Origin of the sequence: Paenibacillus shirakamiensis (assembly GCF_017874255.1) — a bacterium.
Taxonomy (GTDB): domain Bacteria; phylum Bacillota; class Bacilli; order Paenibacillales; family Paenibacillaceae; genus Fontibacillus; species Fontibacillus shirakamiensis.
Window position 1 is genome coordinate 1,030,562 of sequence record NZ_JAGGLD010000001.1, and the last position, 24,404, is coordinate 1,054,965.

Below are 24,404 nucleotides of genomic sequence, written 5' to 3' on the forward strand. Positions count from 1 at the left end.
CATGGGACCTTTTGCTTTTTGATAAAAATAATAATTTTTCGATACGAATGGGTTCTGTTGAATGACTAGGCACATGTCTTCTAACATGTAATTAAAGTAACCATTACACAATCCATATGGATTCATTCTTCATCTGGTAATGATTATAAAAAATCCGTTGAGAAATACGGCGAGGTATTAGAAACAATCATTATAGAGGATATCCTCATGCTTGATTTCGTACTCTAGAACGACTATTAAAAAATGGTCTATTCGAGAAGTTAACACTCAGATCTATTGTTCCTATAGAACCGTATTACCTGGTCGTTTCAGGAATAGGTAATCCAAAAACGCTAATTAAAGAAATCATAATTGGATGCAAGGATACTAGTGCAGACAAATTACTCCCTGAAGGAGAGACCCCCCTTTTAGGGAAGTTTGATGAATTACTTTGCCTGAATTAGCAAGAATTGCTTTTATAACAGATGGACTGGATATGCATGGGCTAATCGGCGGAATTATTGCTAAAGATCCAATGGGACATACATTGAAAAAATCTTTAAAACTAAGCAATAGATCTCAAATGGCCTCTAATAAGGGGCTTTTTTTAGTGTATGAAATTATAGCTGTTGGAGAGGTATTAGACAATATCGAGTTAGTTGGAAATTTTCTATATATCAAATTTCCTAGTAACTCATCATTCTTTAAGACAATTGTGGAGTATAAAAACTTTATTGATTTTAAACTTATTTTTTGATTTCATCTAGGAAAATTAAGTCACTTGCATCGGGTTTAACTATCCAGTTATTATTCCTTTTCTTCTTTCCCTTGCTGTATATATTTTTTATCATTCATAAATAAACGCCAGAAGTAGAAAAATCCAGGAAACAAAATAACAAATCCTACAATGTAAGTAGCAAACACGACTCTAAATGAATTTGGATCTGTAACACCATCCTGAATCGTGATATTAGGGTATATGAAATAGGGTAAGTGTGCTTTCCCATACACATAACTAGCGATTAGATATTGGATGATAGTGGCTACGACAGATATTCGAGGCATACCGCGGACTCCCTTTTCAAAAAAAGATGGCAGGAACAAACCTAATCCAGCAATTAAAAAGGAAAGAACGGATAACCAAAGGAGCGGTGAATCTGCTAACATTCGATCGTATAGCCAAGATGCCTCATTTCTCAGCGTAAATACAATCAATATGGCCATAATTAACGAAATAGGACCCATAATTTGTGCATCCCTAAGATATACTTTATAAGCATGCATTTCTGTGGACACCTTAGAATAATCAGCTAATAGTAAGGAAGACAAAAATAGTGTACTACTAATGCCAAATCCGATAAATGCATAGGCATTTGGGCTTGTAAACAGAGCCGCGAGACTTAAATTGGCAGTTCCATCTACATATTCAATGTATGAGCCATGAGTAATGGGTAATATGCAGATTAAAATACCCGGAATAATAATACCCGTTATTCCAGATATATAAGAAAGAGGCTTTACATAATCCGTGGCAATATTCGAAAAAACTAAGAATGCACTTCGTAGTGCTAACAATAATAAAATCGTACTGCCAGGGATAATGAGAATTGTGCCTAAAGTATAGGTCGCTTTTGGGAAAAGGCTATAAATAGCAACAACCAAAGCGGCTATAAAGGTGTTGGTCACTTCCCAGGTCGGTGATAAATAACGATTGGCTACATTGGTAGCTTTTGTTTGTTTTCTATCGAGGTAGATCATCGACCAGAAACCTGCGCCAAAATCCATTGTTGCCATCACAGCGTAAATAAATACAAAGCCCCAAATTACACTAATTGCTAAAATTTCATCTGTCATTATTTGTTCCTCCTAATTACTTGAATCGTATTGAGGGAGAGGGATACCCTTCTTCTTAGCTTTTTCGAAATCATCCATTACCGTATTCTTTCTAAAATAATAGAGAAGCACAGAAACCACTGCAATTCCTAATATCAGATAGATACTAAAGAACAAAATGGAAAGCACCCCTAAGTTCTTTGCTGAAGTGGCAGCATCCACTGTTTTCAGAATATGATAAATAACCCAAGGCTGACGACCTGTGCAGGCAAAGATCCATCCACACTCAATAGAAATAATCGCTAATGGACCCGAGAAAACAAGTATCAACAGATACAGCTTAGGAAATTTACCTTTCTTTAATATCCACTTCCATGCTAGTCCTAACAAAGAGATGAGGATGAGTAGTGAGCCAATTCCGACCATTGCATTGAACAGCGTGTGAACAAATAAGGGGGGCCAAAGATCTTCGGGATAATCATTTAACCCTACAACCACCGTATCAAAGCTGTTTCCAGCCAAAAAGCTTAATGCCCAGGGAATTTCTATCCCCCCTTTAACCTCTTTCGTTGCCCTATCCGTATAACCACCTATTGATAAGGGAGCATGGGATTGTGTCACAAACAATCCTTCTGCAGCTGCAAGCTTTTCTGGTTGATATTCGTGTAAGTGCTGTGCAGATTGATGCCCGTTTAATGCGGTTAGCAAGGAAAAAATTGCGCCCATTATAATGCTGACCATAAGCGCCTTTTGGTGAAAACGATATAGCTGTGACCCATATTTGTTTCTTAACATTTTATAAGCGGAAACAGATGCAATTACAAAGGCACCTACAACATAAGCAGAAAATGCCACATGTAAGGCGGACACCGCAAATCCTGGGTTGAAAAAGGCCGCCCAAGGGTCAATGTCTGTAATTTTTCCGTTATCATAATGAAAACCAGCTGGAGTTCCTTGGAAAGCATGCACATTGGTGATTAACATGGCAGAAGCCAATGCACCTAATGCGACTAGGATTAGACTTAAAGTTCTTAGCCAAGGAGTAATCCTTTCCGCTGCATAAACATAAACCGACATAAAAAGTGCTTCGACAAAGAAAGCATAGATTTCAATTTGAAAAGGAAGCGGCATTACTCGTCCGACGACCTCCATGAAACCTGGCCAAAGCAGAGATAATTGAACTCCAGCAATCGTACCTGTTGGGATACCAACGCCAAGTAGAACAGCAAATGCTTTGGTCCAACGTTTGGCCATCACCACATATTCATAGTTCTTTGTCTTCTGATATATTAATTCTGCTGTAAGAATCATCAAAGGCAGGCCAACGCCTATCGTTGCAAATATGATATGGAAGGCCATTGTGGTGCCAAATAATGAGCGTGCTATAACTACATCATCCATGATGTCTCGTCCTTTCAAGTCATCCAACTTTTTCATGACCATATTATAATTTCCTGAAGGTATATTTTTATGCATTTTTTTTAACATATGTATAACGGCTTGGAAATGGGTTGAACAGAAGGAGCTGCAGGACAAGCTATATTAGATTTAAAAGGCTAAAGAGCCCTGCTTCCGCTCGGATTGCTATTATATTTCTTCACTTGGAGGGGGGATTTATATGCAAGGCTTGATAGTGTATGAGGTAAAAATCTTTTTCGAAAGAGTAAATAATTACTACAATGAAGAGGACCTTTCGCATAGCGATAGACCCTCTAAAAGATAATTCGTTTCAATAAGTTTCGCCGTTGAAGTAATAAGGTGAAACTTATCACAATAGTGTTAAAGCGGAGAGTCCAAAGACTAACGTAAATAGTCGGATAAATATTCTTGGAGGGGATATAATGCTTCATTTAAGAGGAAGGCTGGGAGAAGGAACCAGTATGGTCGATGGTGTACATGGGTGACAATACGTCAAAATTCAGCATGGGTGACAGGTTCCGGGCTTTGCTGTCGGACGACAAGAACATATATACAATGAAAGTCTTATAAAATGCGGATTTTTAATTTTTTGTGTAGAAGTTCTTGGCTCAAGATAAGAACTTCTACACAAATCCATAATCCCTGGAAATGAACCAGGTTATTAAACTAAAAGGCAGGTTAGTTCCAATATGTGTTAAAATAGTTTCTGTAATATCAATAAATTAACAAGGGGTAACCCAGGTGATTGAATGAGTCTAACCCACGAATTTTTTCTTCTTAGCAGTAATTTTGATTTGAATGACAGATATGAATGGTACAGAACTAATCGGTATACATGGACTGAAAAGTCTGAAGTATCTGATGAGATTATTCAGTACATGACGGACTTCTTGAACTGGTTACCTACTTATAACCCCGAAACAAAAGAAAGTCACAAAGGAATAAATTACTACGGGGTAACCGTTATTAGTAAGTCGGGAGCAGAGAAGCTAAAAAAGATATTAGGTAAATGGCTTGAATTAATCAAAGAAGCACCTGACATATTCAGTTTAAGAGGAGATACTGTTTGGAAAGAAGAAGAGAATGAAGATGGCTACTGGGAACAGACGAGAAATTGGTTAAAGCGAGAAACAATGCAGAGTGAATTAGAATCTTTAATTGACTTAGCTATCAAAGCTTCAGCGAATAACAGATTAATTATTCATTTTGGAATTTAATATAGCCGAGTAATGCAGTAAATAACATGGATCGATAGAATATTGTCAGAAGACAAGAACACAGTCCCAGTATATCCGCGCTCAGAGCGGAACTTCTCTTTTAAGGGACCGAGTTCTTGTCTTTTTCATAGGACAAGAACTTGATTCCTTTGCCGATAATGGACAAGAACATGGTCTTATTGCAGATCGGAAACGATAAACCTGAACTTCCCAAAGATTCAACTAATGAAGGAAGACTAGACCGGAAACACTGAAAAAATCTTTTTTTATGTAAAAAAATATCAATAGCTGCCAACGGGGAACCATAGTTGAATAATATATATTGATGAGCAAGCGCTACGGTAGCCTGCCCATTATTTAGGTAACGGGCAGGCTAGCTTAATAAGAAGATGAGCCAAAAGCATAAAAATTCTATTTATGGTACAATTCACAATAAATTAATGTATTAGATTGATGTTACTAAAATTGGAAGTATAGAAAATTTAATTTTTAAGGAGGGAAATTATGGTGCTAAAAATCAGTAAAATGATTTTAGCTTTAATAGTTATTGCTACATCATTTTATTGTTTAATTACTAAAACATTTGAATTGATGCCATATATGATGTTGTGCTTAGGAGTATTTATGTTGATAATAGGCTTAGAAGATCTTCAAAAAGGCAGAAAAGGATTCTGGTATATGAGTATTATCGTTGCATTATTTGTTTTAATTGTATCTATTCAAAATTTAATATTAAATTAACGAGCAGTTATGAATTAGTATTAAGTTATTAAAGGTGGTGATTGAGCAATGAAAAATCCTACAATGACTGGAAGGATATTAGCATATACGGGTATTTTCACATTTGCTTTTGCCTTTAATCGTAATTTAGACATAATTGATACACCAGAGCCTTACTCTTCATTATCTATTCATTAGATTGCCTTAGGGATAATATCACTTTGTTATTCAAATATTTTTTAAAAAACAAACTGATTTTTGTGAGGTGGAAATCATTCCTATAGTTAGCATTTGAAATAGAAAATAGAATAAACAAGGTATATCTTATTTAATCTATAATTAAAACGTTATATTATGAAATCAAAGAGGAGGGAATGGCTACTGGTTTAAGCCTATTTACATATGTACAAAATACGAGTTTTGTGAGTAAGCGCGTGATTGAAATTCTTATCGCCAATATCAGTTTTCTAGTTTTCTATTAATTAAAGGGGCGATTTGCCCCCTTTAATTTGCTTCTCTCTTAGTCATGAAATTAGCCGTTAATACCGTGATTATAAGTTACAGCCTTACTAACTGCATTGGACAGATTTGTGACTGTAAAGCTAACCGTTGATGCTAAAAGCATTATTATTAATATTTTTTTCATTATTCAGCACGCTCCCTTCAATATCAATTGATAACAATTTTCTTGGTCAGAGGTTGCAAAGGATCGAATAGTTTCAAACATTGAAATTATAACAATAAACTCCCTATGTGCATCCATTTTCACTGCTTTAGTAAGATAACTTAGGATGTATTCAATAGTTTTATTATAATTTTTTCTGCCGAATTCATAAATAGCAAGTTGGTTAAGTAATTTGATATAATAGACTCGATTTCCTTGATCTTCATAGCATGAAAAAGCTTCAAGTTCCTTAGGTATAAATTCGCTTATAGCCTCATCTATAATCCATCCATTAAAATTTGCAGCTTCTAATATCGTAATGAGTCCTGGAAGTACTTCTTCCTCATCCAATTTTAAGAATTCTACATAGTCTCCTAAAGATGCCCTATTTCCTGATAAAATATCATTCGCATAAGAATTCGCTTTGGCAAAATGTTGAAATCGCTCGATCTCTTCTTGGCTGTTTTGGTCAAATAATTCATATCTATCTAACTTTGCATATTGCTGAATTGCCTCTTTTGCTTCAGTAAAGCGTCTCTGTTTTTGATATAATATAGATTCTGCTAGATAACTGTAACCAATGTAAAAAATGATGGGTCGTTTTAAATATGAGGGCAAGATATCTCCCCATTTTTTTTGATCTGAGTAAAGCTTTTCTGCTATTTTGCGCATATGTTGACAGATAACTTCTGCTTCTTCCCAATCATTATGCTTATAGCAGGATCGAATGAGCTCAAAAGTCTTATCTAATACGTGATAATTGTCTGAAACTAATGAAATTTCTTTATTTTTTTCCAAAATAAATGCCTCCTTTTACTTTTTATTAATGTGTTAAAAAATCAGAAAGCATGTATAGCAACTTCTTATATTTCCTAATATTAGTAATATATACCAAAATTAACTAATGTTCAATTAAATATTAATTGCTTTGTACATCTATAAAAATAATCACAAAAAAAATCTTCTGCACGAATGATTTTTTTTGGTTATTTTCTTCTGAGCATCCAACATATGTTTCATGTCTGCATGATTGCAATCTCATATTATGTAATCCTATAACTCTTCTAGTTTCCATTCCATCTGTTGGATTAGACAAAATATCCATTCTAGTCGATACTACAATAAAATTTGATTTGTTTAATGCAATTGTAAACAACCACGCTTGAACAACTGGCAAGTTTTCCCCAGCATTTGTTACTACAGATTTTACTGAACACGAGCCGGCTCCTTGTTCCGACAATACACTTAAAAATTCGTACTTTCCGGGACAACGGGATTGTATAGAAGTTTTGTCTTGAGTAAATGACAAGAACTTCTATACACAAAAAAAGCCAAAGTTTATTATGTAACTTGTTTGTTGACAGCTATCCCCTTTTTTTAGCGGCAATTGCTTATGTAGATGAACTCGTTCACTGGATTTCCATATTGAGTTCAAACAAAGCATTTGGCTAGAATGATCCAGCTTGAAATAGAAAACGAGGAATTATATTTCTGTGTCGAAGGGGAGGCGTTTCGGCCATATCTTTTTATAAGAAAAGAAAACCACTCACTCTTGGAATAGCTTAACGAAAAAAGCAACCGATCGATAATCGGTTGCCTTCTTTTGTTTTGTTTTTTTAATATAGTACCTATTAGTATCAAAATTAAAATATCGTCGGTACCATACCTCCGTCCATGCGGATCGGAGAACCTCTGAAGGAGGAGGCCCTTGGGCTGCAGACGAAAGCAGTCAATCGGCCGATCTCTACAGGTCTGATAAATCTTTCGATTTCAGATTGGGGCAGGTTCTTCGTCATAAAGTCTTTTTCTTTAGCCTCGAAGGTCATCTCTTCGTTCGAATAAATACTCTCAATGATCTGCTGCACGTTCTCGGAGAGGGTCGGTCCAGGTAGGATTGTGTTCACCGTAATCTCCGTGCCGCGGGTCAGCTTGGACAAGCTCTTGGACAATGACAACAGCATGGATTTGGTCATGCCGTATTGAGGCATCTGTCCAGAAGGCATGACGGCTTCCTCGCTCGCAATAAAGATAATGCGGCCGTATTCGCGGTTCAGCATAGAAGTTAAATAATGCTTGGTTAAGCTGTTGGCGGCGAGAACGTTCGTGCGGAAGTATTTCTCCCATAAGGCATCGTCTATGTCGTCATAAGACATGATTTCATATATGCCCATGCTATTCACGAGAATATCTACGTGGGGGAACTTCGCAAATAAAGCTTCTCTTTGCCGAGCATCGACGAGATCCGCTGTTGCACTCTGAGGTTCCGTCTCCGGGAATGCCGCTTTGAACTCTAAAACCACGCGCTCTACATCACTGTTGTTCCGACCATTTATAAGAACGTGAACGCCTTCTCTGGCAAGTTCAAGGGCAATTGCTTTTCCTATGCCTCTGGTTGAACCCGTTACTAGAGCTGTCTTATTCTTCAATCCCATATCCATCTGATTGCACTCCTTATGTCTAGGATAGAAATTATAATACTTAATTTCGTCTACTCTGTAACTAGCGACACACGTCCATTTTCTTGCGCGACGCGCCAATTGCTGGGGGTCTCTCCTTCCCATGAGCGGAACGCACGGTAGAACGAATTCTGATCTTCGTAGCCCACGAGAAAAGCGACCTCTTTGATCTCCAATGACGGGTCTGCCAAGTAAGCGAGGGCCTGTTCGTGTCTGGTTTGCGCCAGCAACTGCTTGAAGCTTGAACCTTCCACTGTCAACCTACGCTGCAAGGTGCGATCGCTCAACCCCAGTTCGAAGGCTACGGTTTGCATATCTATTCGTCCTCGCGTTAAGCATCGAGACAAGATCCACTTTACCTTAGCGCTCATTGTGAGCTGACTTTGTCGTTCATCCAGCGTACGTTCCAAGGTGGGGGTTAGAATGTCGAGAAGTTCTGCGTTGTACGACGCGAAAGGACGGCTCAGATCGTCGCGATTCAGCACGAGCCGATTGCAGTCTGTCCTCGTTCGAACGCGGCAACCGAAATAACCTTCAAGGGCTTGAATGTCGCCCATGGGGTGTGTGAATTCAACAGAATGAGCTTTAAGATGAAGGCCAGTTCCCCTGCGCCCGAGTTCAATCAAATAGGCGAGTGTGATGCCTACAAGCACGGGCGGTCCGGGTTGCGCACCATTCTTCCACTCTAATTCAATCGAGCATTGCTCGCCTTCTTCACGAATTCGCAAGTTTTCCGGAGGACACATTTGCTTATAGCGCGCCATTCGGTTCAGCGCGTCCCGGTAGTCGCGAGCATGAAAGGTCGCCAAGGCGGCAGGCGGATACTGAGCAGTCTCGTAGGCGGTCGCAAGCTTGACGATCCCCATAGCGGTGTCTCCGACTTGTTCTGAAAAGGCTTGCCAGATCGAGTAATATTGGGCATTCGTGACTAACGGTTCGTTGATGACGGTTAGTGGTAAACGGGCTCTGCGCATTACGTCAAGGGGATCTATTCCTATTCCTCTTAGGCTTGACCAGAAGCCTGGCGTGATCTTGATAGAGTCTGCTGAAGAAGCGTTCATAGCTGTCAACCTCCAAGGAAATTGTCTAATTGCAAATGATCCACGTAGCCCGCGGACCATTGTTTCTTCTAATTATAGCTTAACCGACAAAAACTTATCGTAATGCAATAAAATCAAGGAACGTCAGTTCATTTTCAGTATCATTCATGAGGACCAAACAGTACTCCGTATAGATCTATGCTCGTATATTCTTCCTTCCATAAATTCTATCCTTTAACATACTTAACGCAACCAACCATGAGGTAGGCACTTTTGTGCATTTATCTGTGACACAAGTTGTCCTTCATTTTAAGCAATATTTCGATATAACACCTACCGAATTCCAATCCATGAAAGTTAATAAAAGATTTTCAACTTAATGGTCCGTAAACTCTCATCACACGTAGACATGAACGCCCATCTGTGGGCTATTAATTACATGAACTTAGATGCGACATAGGGTTAAGGCTGAATTCATACTAGGATATAAAAAGAAAGACGCCGCATATGTCGGCGTCTTCTTCCTAAGTGATTAGTTATTTTCGGTATAGGTTTTGAAATTATCCAAAATCGCTTGCCAGCCTGCTTGCTGGAATTCAATTGGATGTACGCTTTCCGCATCAAACGTTTGGACAACTTTCGTCTCATTTTCTTGTCTTTCAAAATGGATAACGACTCTTCTTCCATCTTCTATCGTATAGCCTATTGCTTCATTCTGATTTACGACATCGTAGATGCCGCCAAAATCAAAACCCATGCTTCCATCCTTCGCTTCCATCCTTGTTAAAAACTTACCGCCTACCCGCAAATCGTTTTCGGCTCTCGGTGCATGCCAGTCCTCAGATGGTTGATTCCATTTCATAATATGATCCGGCTCAGTCCAGTAGGCCCATACTTTCTCTACAGGGGCTTGAATGACAGCTTGCACAGTTACTTTTGTCGGTTGATTCGTTTCCATTTTAAATGCACACCTCTCTCATACTATTTATCGTTTGGTTGTTTCAATGATATAGACGTAAGTCATTGACGAAATTCATCGGTCAAATCGCTCAGGCAGCCCAAATCGCGAAAATAATGGCATATGAATGAAATTTTGAACGTGTAAAATTTGATTTTCTTTGGTTTCAATCACGTGAATGCCCCAAGGCACCAGGCTAGAGTCCTCTTTGCTCGGCATATACTGGGCCAATGCCGGATATCCACCATTCACCTTAAGAGGCACAAATCGAGAACCTTCACAATGCCAGCGAGTAAGCGAATAAAAGGCGGACAAATGTTCTTTGCCGCGAATCCACATCTCAAAGGGCGGCATCGACATGGAGCCTTCCTCATGGAATAATGCGACGAGAGCAGAAATATCGAATTTCTCGAAGGCCTCTACATACCGGGACAGTAACTTCTGATCCGGTTGAATGTCCATGCTGCTGAGCTTATGCGAGCGAAGCTGCGAACGATCCATCGTCTCTCGGGCTCTTTGCAAGGCGCTGTTCACGGCGGCTGGCGACATTACCAACGTTTGTGCAATCTGCTTGGAGGGCCATTCGAATACATCCTTTAAAATAAGAACCGCGCGTTGCCGAGGAGGTAAAGTCTGTAGGAGAGCAATAAAACACAGTTGAAGAGTTTCTCTGCGGACGAGCCGATCCTCCGGATTACCACCAAAATCAGGAGAGGGCCAGATCCAGGCAGTATCCGGCAATGTACTATACGGCTCGACGATGGCGATGGCTGGGTCGAACAGATCAACAGGAAGCGCACGGCTTTTGGATTGTCTCAGCTTGTCCAAGCACAAGTTGGAGGCAATTCGATAGACCCAAGTTTTGAACGAGGACTCCTGTCTGAACGTGCTTACGCTTTGCCATACCCGAATACTCGTCTCCTGAACGGCGTCGTCCGCATCATCCATGGAGCCAAGCATGCGGTAACAGAACGACGTTAAACCTGGTTTTAAGCTTGCAAATAATATTTCATCAAATACGGTCTCTTGCATCGCGGCCTCCCTTAATGATCTCACCCCAGAAAAGGTATACTCTCATTATATGCAATGATGCAGACAGCCTCAAACCGAATATTAATATAGCTCTATGGAGGAAATATCTTTATTACCGAACACTTCAACTTATTGTAAAATTATCATTAAACTACACAAAAAAAGCCTGATTCATCAAACTTTTCAACAATGAGTTATTTAGGCAGATTTGTGTCATTGGACATAAGACTATATTGTTTTTAAAACGTGAATTCTAAGCGACAATTGTATTTTGTAATTCTCTGAATATCCATAAACAAATTTAAACTCGCTTTTGTTTTTTTGAGTATTCTATACGAATATAAAACTATAAAAATCAATAACTTTGGTAGCGATGGCCTTCCCATTATCAGTCCAGTAGACTGTAGATCTGAATGCTCTCCACCTTGGCATCCTTGATTCGAAACGACATCACATCCACATGATTGGATGGCTCATAACGAAAGTCATCCTCTTCGTTAGGGGCTCCATGACCAAGCAGTTTGCCGTCAGGGTAGGCATTTTTGAGAGTATCCAGGCTATCTCCTGCTTTAATATTTCGTACTGTCGCATACTTAGGATCTGTAATTTTGATATGAAAGATGGAGTCTTGTTTGCCCTCCGGTATACTGATTGTTTTAATCTCCAGTCCAGGATATGTATACACCTTTTCTGTGAAACCGATTAACGTATCCATGTTTGTTCCATCGTTGGCACTGTACGTATGAGACTTTAGTTTATCGGCCTTCCCCAGCATCTGTTCCATCTGATCTTTATTCGCAGTATCTGAAATCGCAATGGTGTAATCATGATACACAAAAGCAAGCTCTTTCAGCACCACATTACCTTCCTTCTCCAAGGAACCTTCCTTAATAGTTTCAGCGCTCTGTCCTTCGGAATTTTCTGGAGCATGCGTAGTAGAATTCGAGGCTCCTTCGCCCTTAGCCTGTTCGTTCGACGCGTTTTTTTCAGCCGAGTTCTCAGTCACTTCTGGCGACTTGACACTATTGGACTGACAGCCCGCCAGTGCCATTGTTAATAAAATACCTAGTAATATAATAGCTCCAACTTTGTTTATCCATTTCATCAATGATCCCTCCATACATATATGATTTCTGCTTATGAAGTGATTATAAAAAAAAGATTTGTTAGTCTCATAACAGAATTGTATCAATCCTGTAACGTTAAATATTTACACACGAGGTAACACAATCGTAACGGTCGTTCCTTCCCCGATTTGACTCTCGATGTCGATATATCCTTGAAACCGCTCTACAATTTCTTTGCAAATGGAAAGTCCAAGACCTGAACCGTTCGCTGTGCTTGCATTTTTCGCCCGATAAAAGCGTTCCTGCACTTTCTCTAGCTCATCGCCTGCGATACCGATACCTTCATCACGTATTCGTATAACTATTTCGCTTGACGTGTGTTCCAATTTCAATTCGATTAGCGATGAGCTAACTGAATACTTGATGGCATTCTCCACAAGATTGGCGATGGCATGGGACATCAGCATGGAATTCACGTTAGCGTGAACTCCCATTATATGCTTATCCTCCGGTTTCGCTTTAGCATCCATGAATACAATCTTAATTCCTTTATCTTTAGCCTTGGCACCCATACTCGTTGCGACTTGCTGCATCAGTCCGTTTATTTCCGTCTTCTCGACTTCCAGTTTGTTAGAACCCACCTTGTCGAATTGGGATAGCAACAACAGTTCATTAATCAAGTGCGTCAGCCGATCCGATTCCTGCAGCAGATGAGCATAAACTTTTTGCAATTCCTTATTCTCATTCTCCCCTTCATACAAGTATTGTGAGAAACCACGAATTGCTGCCAAGGGTGTTTTTAACTCGTGAGATACGTTGGAGACAAATTGTTTCTGGTACTGAATGTAATCATGAAGTTGCCGCCCCATAGAGTCCAGCCCATCTGCCAGCATGCCCAATTCATCTTTTCGGTGTAGATGAACTCTCCGAAACTCTTGTCTAGAGAAACTTTGCGTAGCGCCAAGTAGCAGCTTAATCGGCTTAGTTGTGTTGCGGGCAATCCATAAACTGGATAATGTAATCAGTATAAAAAATCCACCTGCACCCGCAAATAGGATAAAACGAATTTGATTCATAATCACATAAAAGTAGGATATGTCCTCCACGAACTCATACACATAAGCGTTTTGATAATATTGATCCTGAATGGGAGTGGCAAAATAAAGCAGATGATCTTCCGTTACGGAGTATGCATATCTACCGCTCAGGGCTATCTCAATATTTTTCTTTAGAATAAGAGGGTTGCCATCATTAATGATGATGCCATCCACAGCCAAGCCCAGCAAATGCTTGGAACTATTATAAATACGTACTTCCTTACCTGAAGCTTTCAGCTTCTCCAGAGCAAGTCTGACGATTTCTTTTGTCTGCGGGTCTCCCGTAGATGATCTATGCTGTGCCAACACCTCTCGGAAGGATAACTCGAACAGATTTGCCTTCTCCATCATCTGTTTTTCAATGGTAGTGAAGCTATAATAATCGATGGCTTTATTCACCGCAAAAATGATGATGCCAAAGGACAGCACAGAAAAACATAAATAATTCAGAAGTAACCGGGTTGCATACTTCAGGCCTCAACACCTCCAAGTTGATAGCCAAATCCATAGATGGTCCTGACATACTTCGGTTCGTCTGCATTATCCTCCAGCTTCTTCCGTAATCTCATGATGGTCATATCCACGCTGCGACTGTCTCCCATAAAGTCAAATCCCCATCCGATCTGTAGCAGCTCATCGCGGGTAAAGATTTTGTGTGGCCTTTGGAGTAACGTTTCCAGAATTTTAAACTCTTTGGCCGTTAAAGACACGGGAACATTGTTTTTCAGCACCCTTCGGCTTTCCAGATCAAAAGTCAGCTCTTCATGAATGATGCAACTAGATTTAACTTCTGTTCCTTTACCTGATTCCCTAATCTCAATTCTCCTCAAAATAACTTTGATCCGAGCGAGCAATTCACGATTGTCAAAGGGCTTGGTCATGTAATCTTCTGCTCCCAGCTCTAGTCCTAACACCTTGTCGATTATCTCATTTTTGGCAGAGAGCATAATTACAGGAACAGCAAGTTTCTCGGTGATTTCCTTGCACAGGTCGTATCCCGAACAGTCAGGCAACATCAAATCAAGCACCACTAGGTCCGGTTGAAAAGCATCCAGCATATTCAAGGCTATTTTACGGTTCTCAGCCGTTTGAACGACGTAGTTTTCTCTTCTTAGTACGAGCTCAATCAAATCTCTGATTGCGACTTCATCATCAATGACAAGTATTTTTTTCAATCTGCACCCCTTCTAGCCTTTTTCCCAGCTTGAATCATAATATACTTTCATCTTAGCACAGAGGTTTTAAATTCCTCCACTAACTGGAAGTGTGATGTATTCCAATGAGATCGACATAACATGTAGTGAATTCGGTAAAGAGAAATACTACTAGGGGTCTGCTCAACAGGAAGTGCTGGGACCCAAGAAATCGGTAATTGGAGAATTTCATAGTGTTCCAGCCATCGTTGGCTCGATTATAATCCTACTCACCTTCTCCGCTCTCGGAACCCGATATAGCGGTTTTCCTTATTCGCTTTTAATTAGATGCTCAATCTGATCGGTATTCGGACTATGATCTTGTCCTTAGCTTGAGACATCGAATTGTACCGATAAAAAAAAGCCGTTTTATTGGTACTAGGTTCTCTAAGGGCCGAAGCTGCGTCCACCTAGTCTGGAATTATCTGTGATAAGTATTAAGCTTTCTCCTACCCTTCAAAAGCTTTACTCATTTCTCCGTTTTGCTTATTTAAGGATGTTATCTTGAAAAGTTTTCAACTCTGATCTTCTTTCCCACCCACTGCATAAGTAGTTCAATTTTTCCGAAATTATTTACACTGATTTTTGATCTGTAAATAGAAATTGATACTTTTGAATTCTAAGACCGATGAATTCCAGAAACTTATAGCGTCTATATATAAGAAACTAATTTGACAAAGAGGTGTTTTGAAAATGGTATTAAAGTCCGCTTTCACGAGCTTCAACTTGCCTGTAAAAAACGTAGAACAATCAAAAGCGTTCTTCACCGGACTCGGATTCGAGATCAACCCGCAATTCCCTGAAAATGAGAATTCGGTAGCCGTTATCATTGGTGACAACCTACAGGTCATGTTGATTCATCATCAATTCTTTAATACGCTAACGGAGAAGGAATCCGTTGATACAAGCAGGTACGCTCAGATGACGATCGCTTTGGCTTTCGAGAGCCGGAAAAAGGTTGATGAAATTGTGAATACCGCCGTCTCCTTGGGCGGGAAATTACACGCTGATCCTGAAGATTATGAGTTTATGTATCATTGGGGTTTCGTGGATATAGACGGTCATCTATGGGCTATTAACTACATGAATACAGTTGCTGCACAAAATTAAGACTAACGTAGAGTAAAATTATACTAGGGTTTAATAAGAAAGACGCCGAGCATCTTCCCCGGCGTCTTCTTTGTGATGATTAGTTTTGTTCGGTATAGACTTTGAAATGTTCATAATGGATTGCCAGCCTGCTTGCTGGAACTCGACTGGATTTGAGTTTTCCGCGTCGAACGTTTAATATAATTACCTTTTATCAATCATCTGTTGTGAGTATTGAATATTTTTCTTGTGAGTATTGAATATTTTTCAAATGTTAATACATCGTTCACAGCCTCTCCATTAAAATTTTGCATGTAGTGGTATCGGGCGATCAAAGGTTTCTTTTCATTTACAAATTTTATTAATTCAGTCGTATCCAGTTCGATCTCTCCTTTGAAACAACTTTTTGGCCCGTTAGGTTTTATAGATAACTATCCTCAAATAAACAATGAAAAATTGTAGGATTTTTTTCTTTAAGTTCTAGTGAAACAGAAGGAACCACAATTTCGAGTATATCTTTTGTTAGATGAGTTATTCCCTTTTCATTTAATAATCCCAAAATTTTCACACCTAATTGTTGAGTTTCTTTTTTTGCATTTGTTTCGTTTTCTTCTAAGTTAATGTCTCCATTGTCGTAAAAGTAACGAACATATTGGACACTTACATAAGGTGCAACTAAAGAAATATAAAACAACATCCCGTGTAACTCTAGATTTGTTTTTACATAGTTGTCTAGGTCTCTATCGCCTATGGTTAGTTTTGTTCCAACTGATTGATAAATAAAGTAGGAAAAACATTTTGCATAATTAAAATCTGTAAGATTATCAAATTCTAATCCTTCAATTCGATATAAATCATGATTCCAATAATCTCTATCAATATATTTACTCAGTATATAACCCAAATCACCATTCTTATAGATACCTTCTATTGTACTTAGCACTTCATCTTTCATATTTTGTCCTCCTAATTTTCTATAAATGAAACCTTTTGAATCTATACGGGCTGGGCTGTGACTTTTTTCCCACGAATCCTTTCTTCATCCTCTTAAAATCATTATATTAAATAAAAAGCCCAACTCCATTAAAATTCTAGGGAGCTGGGCCTTTTACTTACTACTTACCTTACTTCATTGTCTCTTGTTATTTTTTTAGACGATAAGGCACCGTAGTGACAATAACATCTTTACGGAACAGTAGATGGGCACGAAGTAGCAAACTAGATTGATTGTGAAGGATGTTTTGCCAGCCTTTCTTGGGAATGAACTGTGGGATAATCACCGTTACCTTATGGTTTGATTCCGCTGCCTTCCACTGAACTGTATTGATAAATTTGGTCAAGGGTTGGAGTATGCTTCTATAAGGCGTATATAGTGTTACTAATCGCACATTCGGCTGAAATTTCTTCCATTTTTCTTCGAAAGCTAATTCATCTTCTCTTTCAAAAGGAACGTATACAGCAATAATCTGTTGTGGAGAAAGCGACCTTGCATAATCTAATGAATTCAAAACTACATTCGTGATCCCAGCGACTGGTAAAATGATTACATTACCTTCAATTCGCATTCCCGGCTCACAGGACGTTATTCTAAGCTGATCCGCAACCGCTTCGTAATGCTTATGAATTCGATGGAAAAGTAGTAGGAGAAGAGGCAAGAATATTAATACGGGCCATACCTGAGTGAATTTGGTCAAAAAGAAAACCATAGTAACAATAAAACTGATTAAAGCACCAACCGTATTGATGACAAACCTTTGAATCCAACCTGTAGGCTTTTCACGCAGCCATTTAACCATCATCCCGGTTTGGGATAAAGTAAAGGGAATGAAAACACCTATAGCATACAAAGGAATTAATTGCTCTGTGTCCCCTCCGAATATATAAATCAGAACAATGGAGAGTACACCCAATATGATAATGCCATTGGAATAACCGAGTCGATCCCCTCGCATAGTAAACATTCGCGGAATAAACTTATCCTTTGCAAGATTCACCGCCAGTAAAGGAAAAGCGGAATATCCTGTATTAGCGGCTAGAATTAAAACTAATGCAGTCGTTCCCTGAATAAAATAGTAGATCGCGTTTCGTCCAAATATTTGTTCCGCAATTTGAGAAACAGCAGTGACTTCGGCACGATGAGAGATGCCATAATAGTAAGCTAATACAACAATGCCTGAAAACATGAAAGCTAGAATAGTCCCCATTGCGACTAAGGTTTTGGCAGCATTGGAAGCCGCAGGGCTTTTAAAATTCGGAATTGCATTGGATATAGCTTCCACACCCGTCAACGCGGAACTACCCGAAGAGAATGCCCGCAGCAGTAGAAATAGACTGATTCCTGCTATCGGCGTGCCAAGCGGTGCGTGCAATTCTGCAGGAACATTGCCCATCAAGATGTTGTATAGACCCGTACCGATCAGAATGATTAAAGCTAACACGAATAAATACACTGGATAGGCCATAATAGAAGCCGATTCCGTTACGCCTCTTAAATTCAATATGGTAATGAGTATAACGAATACAACTGCAATAATTACTTTATGCTCAAGCAAGCTTGGAAAAGCTGAAGTAATCGCATCCGCACCTGAAGATACACTCACAGCCACCGTTAGGATATAGTCTACCAATAGCGAACCACCGGCAATTAGACCTGGGTAGGTTCCCAAATTTTCCTTTGAGACAACATAGGCTCCTCCGCCTTGAGGATAAGCAAAAATAATCTGCCTATAAGACAAAATAAGTGCGGTTAACAAGACAAGTACACCCATCGCAATGGGAATGGAGTACCAGAAGGCCGCTGCACTTATTGTTCCTAGTACAATTAACATTTGTTCTGGACCGTATGCGACGGAAGACAATGCGTCTGAAGAAAGTATGGCTAATGCTTTCTTTTTATTTAATTTTTGCTCACCTAATGCCGTGGATTTTAAAGGTCTGCCAATTAAAAACCTTTTTAAAAATGTGATCACTTGTTCACCACTCACTTTTCTCTATAGAATACCTAGTAATTCACCATCATATTGGCAGCAGTCAAACACAGCAAAAAGACCACAGAAGATTCTTGTGATCTCGAAATCACATGACACTCATCCTCTCTTACGCTTACGAGGTTAGCTGCCGGATTCGGGCCTTGAGAGTAGCCCTACCTGAACAGATATTATGAACATATCCGTGATCAGGATTCACCCCTAATCATCTCCACTAGTGAGTTATAGATTGTTGGTTCCCCCGTTTTCCATCGTGGAAATTAAGCGAAAATCTTTAATTTATTTATACTTTGAAAGCATATCTTTGGTAGATGAAATTGTCCAGTACCTATATAACCATTATATTTCTAGGTGCAATTCAAAAACTGATTTTCAAGCGAAAACCTACACAAAAGCTAACAAGCATCTTTACAGCTCTTTGACAAAGGAAGCTGGGGCGAATATTTTTCAACCATTGGGAACACTATTTCTAAGTAGCTTAATAAGATCGAGGAGGTTGAACGATGGAACAAGAAGAATTAAATTATGGCTCAGATTATAAATTCATCCCTGTATCATCCATAGGAAATGGTATAGGGGTAGAAATATTACACGATTTATTTTGTCACACAATTCAAATCGTTAACATCTGTTTGGTGGGTCACCCAGAAAATAAAGAATTCGTGTTGATTGATGCGGGAATGCCAGAGTCATCAAACGAAATAATCTCTGTTATTGATCATCGTTTTGGAGTGAATAGCAGGCCTAAAGCTGTAATTTTGACTCACGGACACTTCGATCACGTCGGAGGTTTAATTGAACTAATTAAGCATTGGAACATTCCAGTGTATGCGCATCCTTTAGAACTGCCCTTCCTCACAGGAAAAGAAGCTTATCCTGAGCCAGATCCATCGGTAGAAGGTGGCTTAATAGCTAAAATGTCTGGTTCATTTCCGAATGAACCTATAGACCTTGGGAACAGGGTGACACCCTTACCTTCTAATGGATCTGTACCCCATATGCCTGATTTTAAATGGATTCATACTCCTGGACATTCGCCAGGTCATGTTTCATTTTTTCGGAAGAGTGACGGATCTTTAATAGCAGGTGACGCATTTACTACTGTCAAACAGGAATATATGTATAAAGTATTCAATCAAGAAATGGAAATAAGCGGCCCTCCTCGCTATCTAACCACAGACTGGAAAGCAGCTAAAAGTTCTGTCATTAAACTTAAAGATTTGAATCCAGTGGTTGCAGTAACAGGTCATGGTGTACCCATGTCCGGGGAGTTGCTAACATCAAGCCTCAATAAACTTGTTAATGAATTTGATCAAATAGCTGTTCCCGATTATGGAAAGTACGTTAATTAAAGTGTTTCATATAGGGTTGACCCCGCCATTTAGTAATAAGGGATTTTTAATATGGGCATGCTAGTGCATGTTCAAATACAATTACGGAGGAGCATACATTTCATGACTGGAATTTTAAGCGGAAATCCCAAAGAAGAACCTATGCACTATGGAGAAATTTTCGCAGTTTGGGAAGCTTCAATGGTTGCAAAGGGAGCTTTGTCTTTTTATAGGGCTTATTTGTATCATGCGGGCGATGATGATCTTAAAAAAATTTTAGGAACTCTAATAGATCAATCAGAGCTTGAAATTAGTGAGTTGGATACATTGCTCATTGAACAGGGTATTGCAGCTACACCTGTAATGCCAAATCGACCTGAAGCCAAACTTGAAGATATCCCTGTAGGGGCTCGGTTCACAGATCCTGAGATTGCTGCTAGAATTGCAGCGGACACCGCTGCGGGACTTGTGGCATGTAGTCAGGCCATGGGACAAACAATTAGGGAAGATATCGGGGCTCTATTTGCTAAATATCACCTCACTAAAGCAGCCATAGGGATTAAGATATTGCATTTGACTAAGAAAAAGGGATGGTTGATTCCTCCACCTCTGCTCGTTAAATCAGTAAATTCGTAATCCTGTTCACATTACTTAAAATCATTAAAAAAGGGCCATGAAATTATGGTCCTTTTTTTGGTTATATCTTAAGAAATGTTAGTTATCGGCACTAAAAGCAGCATCACTGCTGCTTGCAAATGGTTCGATTCTTATTTCATCAGTTTATTAATCGTCGTCATTAATTCCGTTAATACTTCCGAATCCCCTTCTTGAATTCGTTCGATCACACAGCTTTTCATATGGTATTCAAGCAGAAGCTTGCCGACACCGTTCAATGAAGCTTGCACCGAGGCAATCTGATTCAACACATCATCACAGTAGGTATCTTTTTCAATCATTCCTTTAATGCCGCGAACCTGTCCCTCGATTCGATTCAATCGGTTGAGTAGACCGCTCTTGGCTTTATCGGAATGATGGCTCTTACGATCCCCATCGCCATGTGTGCAGCGATCCGCATCTTGCTCCATCTCTTGTTCCATAAGTTTCGTTTCTTCACTCATCGGACACCCTCCCTTTCTTTCAGTATAGCATACCCCTTACCCCTAAATTAAGTATGCTGACACTGCGGATAGCGAGATTATCTGGAAAACCTATTCCTTAATTTATAACGTGGGTATAAATTTTACTTCCGGGAAGCGGCTATCGGGCCTTTTCATTAAGCTTCCGCCTTGATTCTTCAGATACATGTCGAAAAAATCCAGCATATAGGTATTAATAACGTAGTTTGCTCTGTCCGGCTTAATTTTCCCTGTAATACCCAGCATATTAAATATCGGGGAAATGAACTGTACATCGGTAAAATTTAGATGCTTCGTATTTTTTATATAGAGAACCTGTCCCCCCTGATCGACTGTTTCGCGCATCCGTTCGAGCTCCAAATGCTTATCTTCCGTTACTTGATCCATCCAATCTCTTGTTGAGTCCATATCTTTAAGCTCTGCATCCGTATAGTCTCGCTTTTCCATTACTCTTTTTAACTTTTCAAATTCGCTTTCGGAGTAGATGAACAAAAACGGCTTTCGAAACCCCTCCCTTTCACGCAGTCGATAAAGTCCCCCATCTAAGTCTATTCCCGCTGCAATTCGTGGATCATAAGAGGCATCATAGGCCGTTGCTCCGCCGATGGAATGACCGAATACCCCAACATGCTTAAGATCAATTTTACCCTTTAGATGATTCGGAATCTTCCCTGATTGAATGAGCTCGAATTGGTCCAGCACAAACGTCACATCGCCGGTTAATACTTTTCCTAACTTGTCACGATTTTTACTTTCCGTCTGGTAATCATGGTCTGGAGAGAATAAATTGTTGGTTGTGCTGGTCGTGATTCGGCCGCTCGGAAACTTAGTTGCAAATGTATTGTAGGTGTGATCAATTACGGCTACTATATAACCGTGACTCGCGAGATCTTCAGCTTGCGACGTATGGAGGAATCTAGAGGACCCGAAACCGGGGTTCATAAGAATGAGCGGATATGAAGTCTGTGCAGATGAGACTTCCGTCCCTAAGGAAGCGTGACTGGTTATATACCTTAGATGTTGAAAAGAAAACCCTGGAAGCCCATAGTTCGCGGCCATATAACGTAAAATTTGGGTATCTGGAATAAAAGGAGCGTACTTGTTAGCGCCAGCTTGAGCTGGATACCATACCTGAACCATCAATTCTCTTTTACTATTGCTTTCTTCGTCGAAAGTCTCTTCCCTATCGGGATCTATGAAATGAAGTGTTTGCGTTCCTACTTTAAATTCACCTGTAGGTTCAGGCAGTCTAAACACAGGAAAGGCATATAGGAGAATTGCCGTTACGATCAGCATTATCCCTATGAGGGTATAGGCTGAATTTGAGATGAACCTCGGGAACTTTTTGGGGTTGGTTTTTCTACAATAGCTATAACTAGAAGCGATTAAAGCAATGATCGTTATCCAATATGGGAAAAATAGCTGAATTCTGTATCCTTCCACCATCCAATGAATAATCAGTAAAAGTGTAGCGATGCCGCTCGTAACGAATACTGAAATTCGACGGAGTTCCTTTTTTAATAGAACTATCAATAATAATAAGCCGATGTTTGACAAAAAAAGCAACAGTTCAAACAGTCTCATCTCAATTCTCCTTTTGTGAATCTCAATTTTCATCTTTTCCAATCTTATCCCGTTAGACTAATTCCAGCCATCGATTCACCTTACAGTTAACTTACATTTTTGTAAGGTGAGCTTACCGTAGTGCCATATGCACTTTGCATTTCGCTATAGATGTGTTTGCATACCAAAAAAGCCTGATTCCTCAGGCTTCTCATCGTTAAGTTATATTGGTACCCTTGAGTATAACCTATAGTAATTTTCTGCAGATCGCATTCCCCATTCCCAATACCTATTTCCTTGAGAGCATATGAACCTATCTAACCACAATTCAAAATTAGAATTTATAACAATTGGATTCTCCTACATTTATTAGACTTGTCTATAGAATCCCTCCAACATACAATGAGTCAGAAAACGATCTAACACCCCCTGTGCGAAAAAAAGGGATTCATCTAACTCTTATGAGTCCCTGCTTCATTTATTAAGGTTTGGCGGTTCCGTTTATCTTTTCAAAATAGAACTCTAGCCTGGAGTTGAGTTTTTCAATCTGATTCTGTTCTTTTTGGGTCAGATTCTGCTCATGTTTCACCCCATTTTTATCAGTAATTTTCAGCTTTAATTGCATCAACTGCTTTAACAAATTCATATACTCCTTGAATTCGTCTTTCGTGAGCTTTCCTTTTGCTGTCTGAAGCATTCCTTCAATTTCTTGATAGTCTTCCTGTGTAGCACCGCGTTGCTCAATGGTCGAAGAGGAACCAAAAATATCATCGGCCAGATAGGAAGCAGCAAGTGCGGCAGACGGAATCAAGAATACTGCTGCCACAATGCCTACTAACATCCGTTTTTTCATAGGGGATCTACCTCTCTTTTCATTCATATAATGTTGATAGGACTGTTGAACACGTCCATACAATTCGGGTGGGACTTGCATTGTACTTGCCGCTTGGCCAAGCTCTTCACGCAATTGCTTGTCAATGGACATACATCTCTCCTCCCGTCATTTCGTAACGATTTCGAAGTTCTTTCATTGCCAGATGATGCCTGGATTTCACAGTACCCACTGGTATCTGTAGTATGTCAGCAATTTCTTCTAGAGCATAATCGTGAAAATAGCGTAGGATGATGACCACCCGTAGTTTATACGACAACTGGCGGACTAGACAGAAAAGTTCATGCTGCATTTCAGATTTCAGAACAGCTTTGTCCGTCCACTCTAACTGTTCAATGGTCATCTGGCGATTTCGTTCAAAGAGTCGAATTCGCCGCCAGGCTTTTCTTTTCCAATCTTGGACTTGGCGTATGGTGATCCCGTGCAACCAATATCGGAACTTACGGCTTGAGTCGTATGTGTGAAACGAACGCCACATTCGCATATACACTTCATTCACAATATCCTCAATGTCCTGTTTATTGTAGACGAGAAAAGCAATCGTCCGATAGACGTCTTGCTGAGTCGCTTGATATACAAGGTGAAAAGCCGACTCATCGCCCAATGCTGCTTTTTCAAGCCATGGAATTAATTCTTTATCATTCATGGGGGCCCCCTCTCTAACATGTTACAATCCTTATTTCGCTCTCACAGGAAAAAAGGTTCAGTAAGAAACTAAACTTCTTCGAAGT

The 24,404-nt window shown here is 39.6% G+C and carries 23 protein-coding genes and 1 riboswitch; of the genes, 7 read left to right on the forward strand and 16 right to left on the reverse strand.

All coding sequences use genetic code 11. The annotated features are described in order from the left end of the window. Nucleotides 1–430 precede the first annotated feature (430 nt). Nucleotides 431–736: a hypothetical protein gene (locus J2Z69_RS04955; RefSeq protein ID WP_209859693.1), complete on the forward strand. Its 306-nt coding sequence runs from the start codon at nucleotides 431–433 to the stop codon at nucleotides 734–736. 50 nt (nucleotides 737–786) lie between these two features. Here J2Z69_RS04955 and J2Z69_RS04960 read toward each other — a convergent pair whose 3' ends face one another. Both J2Z69_RS04960 and J2Z69_RS04965 read right to left on the reverse strand, forming a co-directional pair. Beyond that, complete coding sequence (locus J2Z69_RS04960; protein ID WP_209859695.1) at nucleotides 787–1,833, reverse strand: cytochrome d ubiquinol oxidase subunit II; 1,047 nt, start codon at nucleotides 1,831–1,833, stop codon at nucleotides 787–789. 12 nt (nucleotides 1,834–1,845) lie between these two features. Further along, nucleotides 1,846–3,213: a cytochrome ubiquinol oxidase subunit I gene (locus tag J2Z69_RS04965; protein ID WP_209859696.1), complete on the reverse strand. Its 1,368-nt coding sequence runs from the start codon at nucleotides 3,211–3,213 to the stop codon at nucleotides 1,846–1,848. Nucleotides 3,214–3,980: 767 nt separating this feature from the next. On the opposite strand from J2Z69_RS04965, the gene J2Z69_RS04970 reads away from it, so the two are divergent. Beyond that, nucleotides 3,981–4,448, forward strand: a complete 468-nt coding sequence (locus J2Z69_RS04970) for a coagulation factor 5/8 type-like protein (protein ID WP_209859697.1) — start codon at nucleotides 3,981–3,983, stop codon at nucleotides 4,446–4,448. A gap of 504 nt (nucleotides 4,449–4,952) precedes the next feature. Continuing rightward, complete coding sequence (locus tag J2Z69_RS04975; RefSeq protein WP_209859698.1) at nucleotides 4,953–5,189, forward strand: DUF3953 domain-containing protein; 237 nt, start codon at nucleotides 4,953–4,955, stop codon at nucleotides 5,187–5,189. Nucleotides 5,190–5,817: 628 nt separating this feature from the next. Here J2Z69_RS04975 and J2Z69_RS04980 read toward each other — a convergent pair. From J2Z69_RS04980 to J2Z69_RS04990, 3 genes are all read right to left on the reverse strand, one after another. Next, nucleotides 5,818–6,630, reverse strand: coding sequence for a DNA-binding protein (locus J2Z69_RS04980; protein WP_245338951.1), 813 nt, complete (start codon nucleotides 6,628–6,630; stop codon nucleotides 5,818–5,820). A gap of 845 nt (nucleotides 6,631–7,475) precedes the next feature. Next, nucleotides 7,476–8,270 (reverse strand): SDR family NAD(P)-dependent oxidoreductase, encoded by a 795-nt coding sequence (locus tag J2Z69_RS04985; protein ID WP_209859699.1) that lies wholly within the window; start codon nucleotides 8,268–8,270, stop codon nucleotides 7,476–7,478. A 50-nt stretch (nucleotides 8,271–8,320) separates the two neighbouring features. After that, entirely contained in the window at nucleotides 8,321–9,325 is a 1,005-nt protein-coding gene (locus J2Z69_RS04990) for an AraC family transcriptional regulator ligand-binding domain-containing protein (RefSeq protein ID WP_342591561.1), read from the reverse strand. Between J2Z69_RS04990 and J2Z69_RS19375 the strand changes: the two genes are divergently transcribed. Beyond that, entirely contained in the window at nucleotides 9,213–9,452 is a 240-nt protein-coding gene (locus tag J2Z69_RS19375; RefSeq protein ID WP_342591567.1) for a hypothetical protein, read from the forward strand. The two genes, J2Z69_RS04990 and J2Z69_RS19375, sit on opposite strands and share 113 nt — an antisense overlap. A gap of 408 nt (nucleotides 9,453–9,860) precedes the next feature. Here J2Z69_RS19375 and J2Z69_RS04995 read toward each other — a convergent pair whose 3' ends face one another. From J2Z69_RS04995 to J2Z69_RS05015, 5 genes are all read right to left on the reverse strand, one after another. Beyond that, complete coding sequence (locus tag J2Z69_RS04995; RefSeq protein WP_209859701.1) at nucleotides 9,861–10,286, reverse strand: SRPBCC family protein; 426 nt, start codon at nucleotides 10,284–10,286, stop codon at nucleotides 9,861–9,863. Nucleotides 10,287–10,361: 75 nt separating this feature from the next. Continuing rightward, nucleotides 10,362–11,318 (reverse strand): sigma-70 family RNA polymerase sigma factor, encoded by a 957-nt coding sequence (locus J2Z69_RS05000; RefSeq protein WP_209859702.1) that lies wholly within the window; start codon nucleotides 11,316–11,318, stop codon nucleotides 10,362–10,364. 388 nt (nucleotides 11,319–11,706) lie between these two features. Continuing rightward, nucleotides 11,707–12,423: a hypothetical protein gene (locus tag J2Z69_RS05005; protein WP_209859711.1), complete on the reverse strand. Its 717-nt coding sequence runs from the start codon at nucleotides 12,421–12,423 to the stop codon at nucleotides 11,707–11,709. A gap of 105 nt (nucleotides 12,424–12,528) precedes the next feature. Continuing rightward, complete coding sequence (locus J2Z69_RS05010) at nucleotides 12,529–13,911, reverse strand: sensor histidine kinase (RefSeq protein WP_209859712.1); 1,383 nt, start codon at nucleotides 13,909–13,911, stop codon at nucleotides 12,529–12,531. A 41-nt stretch (nucleotides 13,912–13,952) separates the two neighbouring features. Next, nucleotides 13,953–14,657 carry a response regulator transcription factor gene (locus tag J2Z69_RS05015; RefSeq protein WP_209859714.1) on the reverse strand — a complete coding sequence of 235 codons (705 nt, stop codon included), beginning with the start codon at nucleotides 14,655–14,657 and terminating at the stop codon, nucleotides 13,953–13,955. A gap of 711 nt (nucleotides 14,658–15,368) precedes the next feature. Between J2Z69_RS05015 and J2Z69_RS05020 the strand changes: the two genes are divergently transcribed. Beyond that, the gene (locus J2Z69_RS05020) at nucleotides 15,369–15,785 is read left to right on the forward strand and encodes a VOC family protein (RefSeq protein WP_209859715.1); all 417 of its coding nucleotides are present in this window, start codon (nucleotides 15,369–15,371) and stop codon (nucleotides 15,783–15,785) included. Nucleotides 15,786–16,185: 400 nt separating this feature from the next. Here the strand turns inward: J2Z69_RS05020 and J2Z69_RS05025 are convergent, their stop codons facing one another. Further along, the gene (locus J2Z69_RS05025; RefSeq protein WP_209859716.1) at nucleotides 16,186–16,719 is read right to left on the reverse strand and encodes a hypothetical protein; all 534 of its coding nucleotides are present in this window, start codon (nucleotides 16,717–16,719) and stop codon (nucleotides 16,186–16,188) included. Nucleotides 16,720–16,906: 187 nt separating this feature from the next. After that, entirely contained in the window at nucleotides 16,907–18,733 is a 1,827-nt protein-coding gene (locus tag J2Z69_RS05030; RefSeq protein ID WP_209859717.1) for an APC family permease, read from the reverse strand. 115 nt (nucleotides 18,734–18,848) lie between these two features. Continuing rightward, nucleotides 18,849–19,028, reverse strand: a riboswitch (cyclic di-AMP (ydaO/yuaA leader). Between the two features lie 226 nt (nucleotides 19,029–19,254). On the opposite strand from J2Z69_RS05030, the gene J2Z69_RS05035 reads away from it, so the two are divergent. Beyond that, a complete protein-coding gene (locus J2Z69_RS05035; protein ID WP_209859718.1) occupies nucleotides 19,255–20,103 on the forward strand; it encodes an MBL fold metallo-hydrolase in 849 nt (282 codons plus the stop codon). A gap of 102 nt (nucleotides 20,104–20,205) precedes the next feature. Next, the gene (locus J2Z69_RS05040) at nucleotides 20,206–20,718 is read left to right on the forward strand and encodes a DUF3231 family protein (protein ID WP_209859719.1); all 513 of its coding nucleotides are present in this window, start codon (nucleotides 20,206–20,208) and stop codon (nucleotides 20,716–20,718) included. A 131-nt stretch (nucleotides 20,719–20,849) separates the two neighbouring features. Here J2Z69_RS05040 and J2Z69_RS05045 read toward each other — a convergent pair whose 3' ends face one another. The 4 genes from J2Z69_RS05045 to J2Z69_RS05060 all read right to left on the reverse strand — a co-directional run bounded on the left by J2Z69_RS05045 (nucleotide 20,850) and on the right by J2Z69_RS05060 (nucleotide 24,319). Further along, nucleotides 20,850–21,167 carry a metal-sensitive transcriptional regulator gene (locus tag J2Z69_RS05045; protein WP_245339063.1) on the reverse strand — a complete coding sequence of 106 codons (318 nt, stop codon included), beginning with the start codon at nucleotides 21,165–21,167 and terminating at the stop codon, nucleotides 20,850–20,852. A gap of 135 nt (nucleotides 21,168–21,302) precedes the next feature. Next, the gene (locus J2Z69_RS05050) at nucleotides 21,303–22,802 is read right to left on the reverse strand and encodes an alpha/beta hydrolase family protein (RefSeq protein ID WP_209859721.1); all 1,500 of its coding nucleotides are present in this window, start codon (nucleotides 22,800–22,802) and stop codon (nucleotides 21,303–21,305) included. A gap of 460 nt (nucleotides 22,803–23,262) precedes the next feature. Continuing rightward, a complete protein-coding gene (locus J2Z69_RS05055) occupies nucleotides 23,263–23,766 on the reverse strand; it encodes a DUF3600 domain-containing protein (RefSeq protein WP_209859723.1) in 504 nt (167 codons plus the stop codon). Then, nucleotides 23,756–24,319, reverse strand: coding sequence for a sigma-70 family RNA polymerase sigma factor (locus J2Z69_RS05060; RefSeq protein ID WP_209859725.1), 564 nt, complete (start codon nucleotides 24,317–24,319; stop codon nucleotides 23,756–23,758). Before J2Z69_RS05060 ends, J2Z69_RS05055 begins: the two co-directional genes overlap by 11 nt. Between the last annotated feature and the right edge of the window lie 85 nt (nucleotides 24,320–24,404).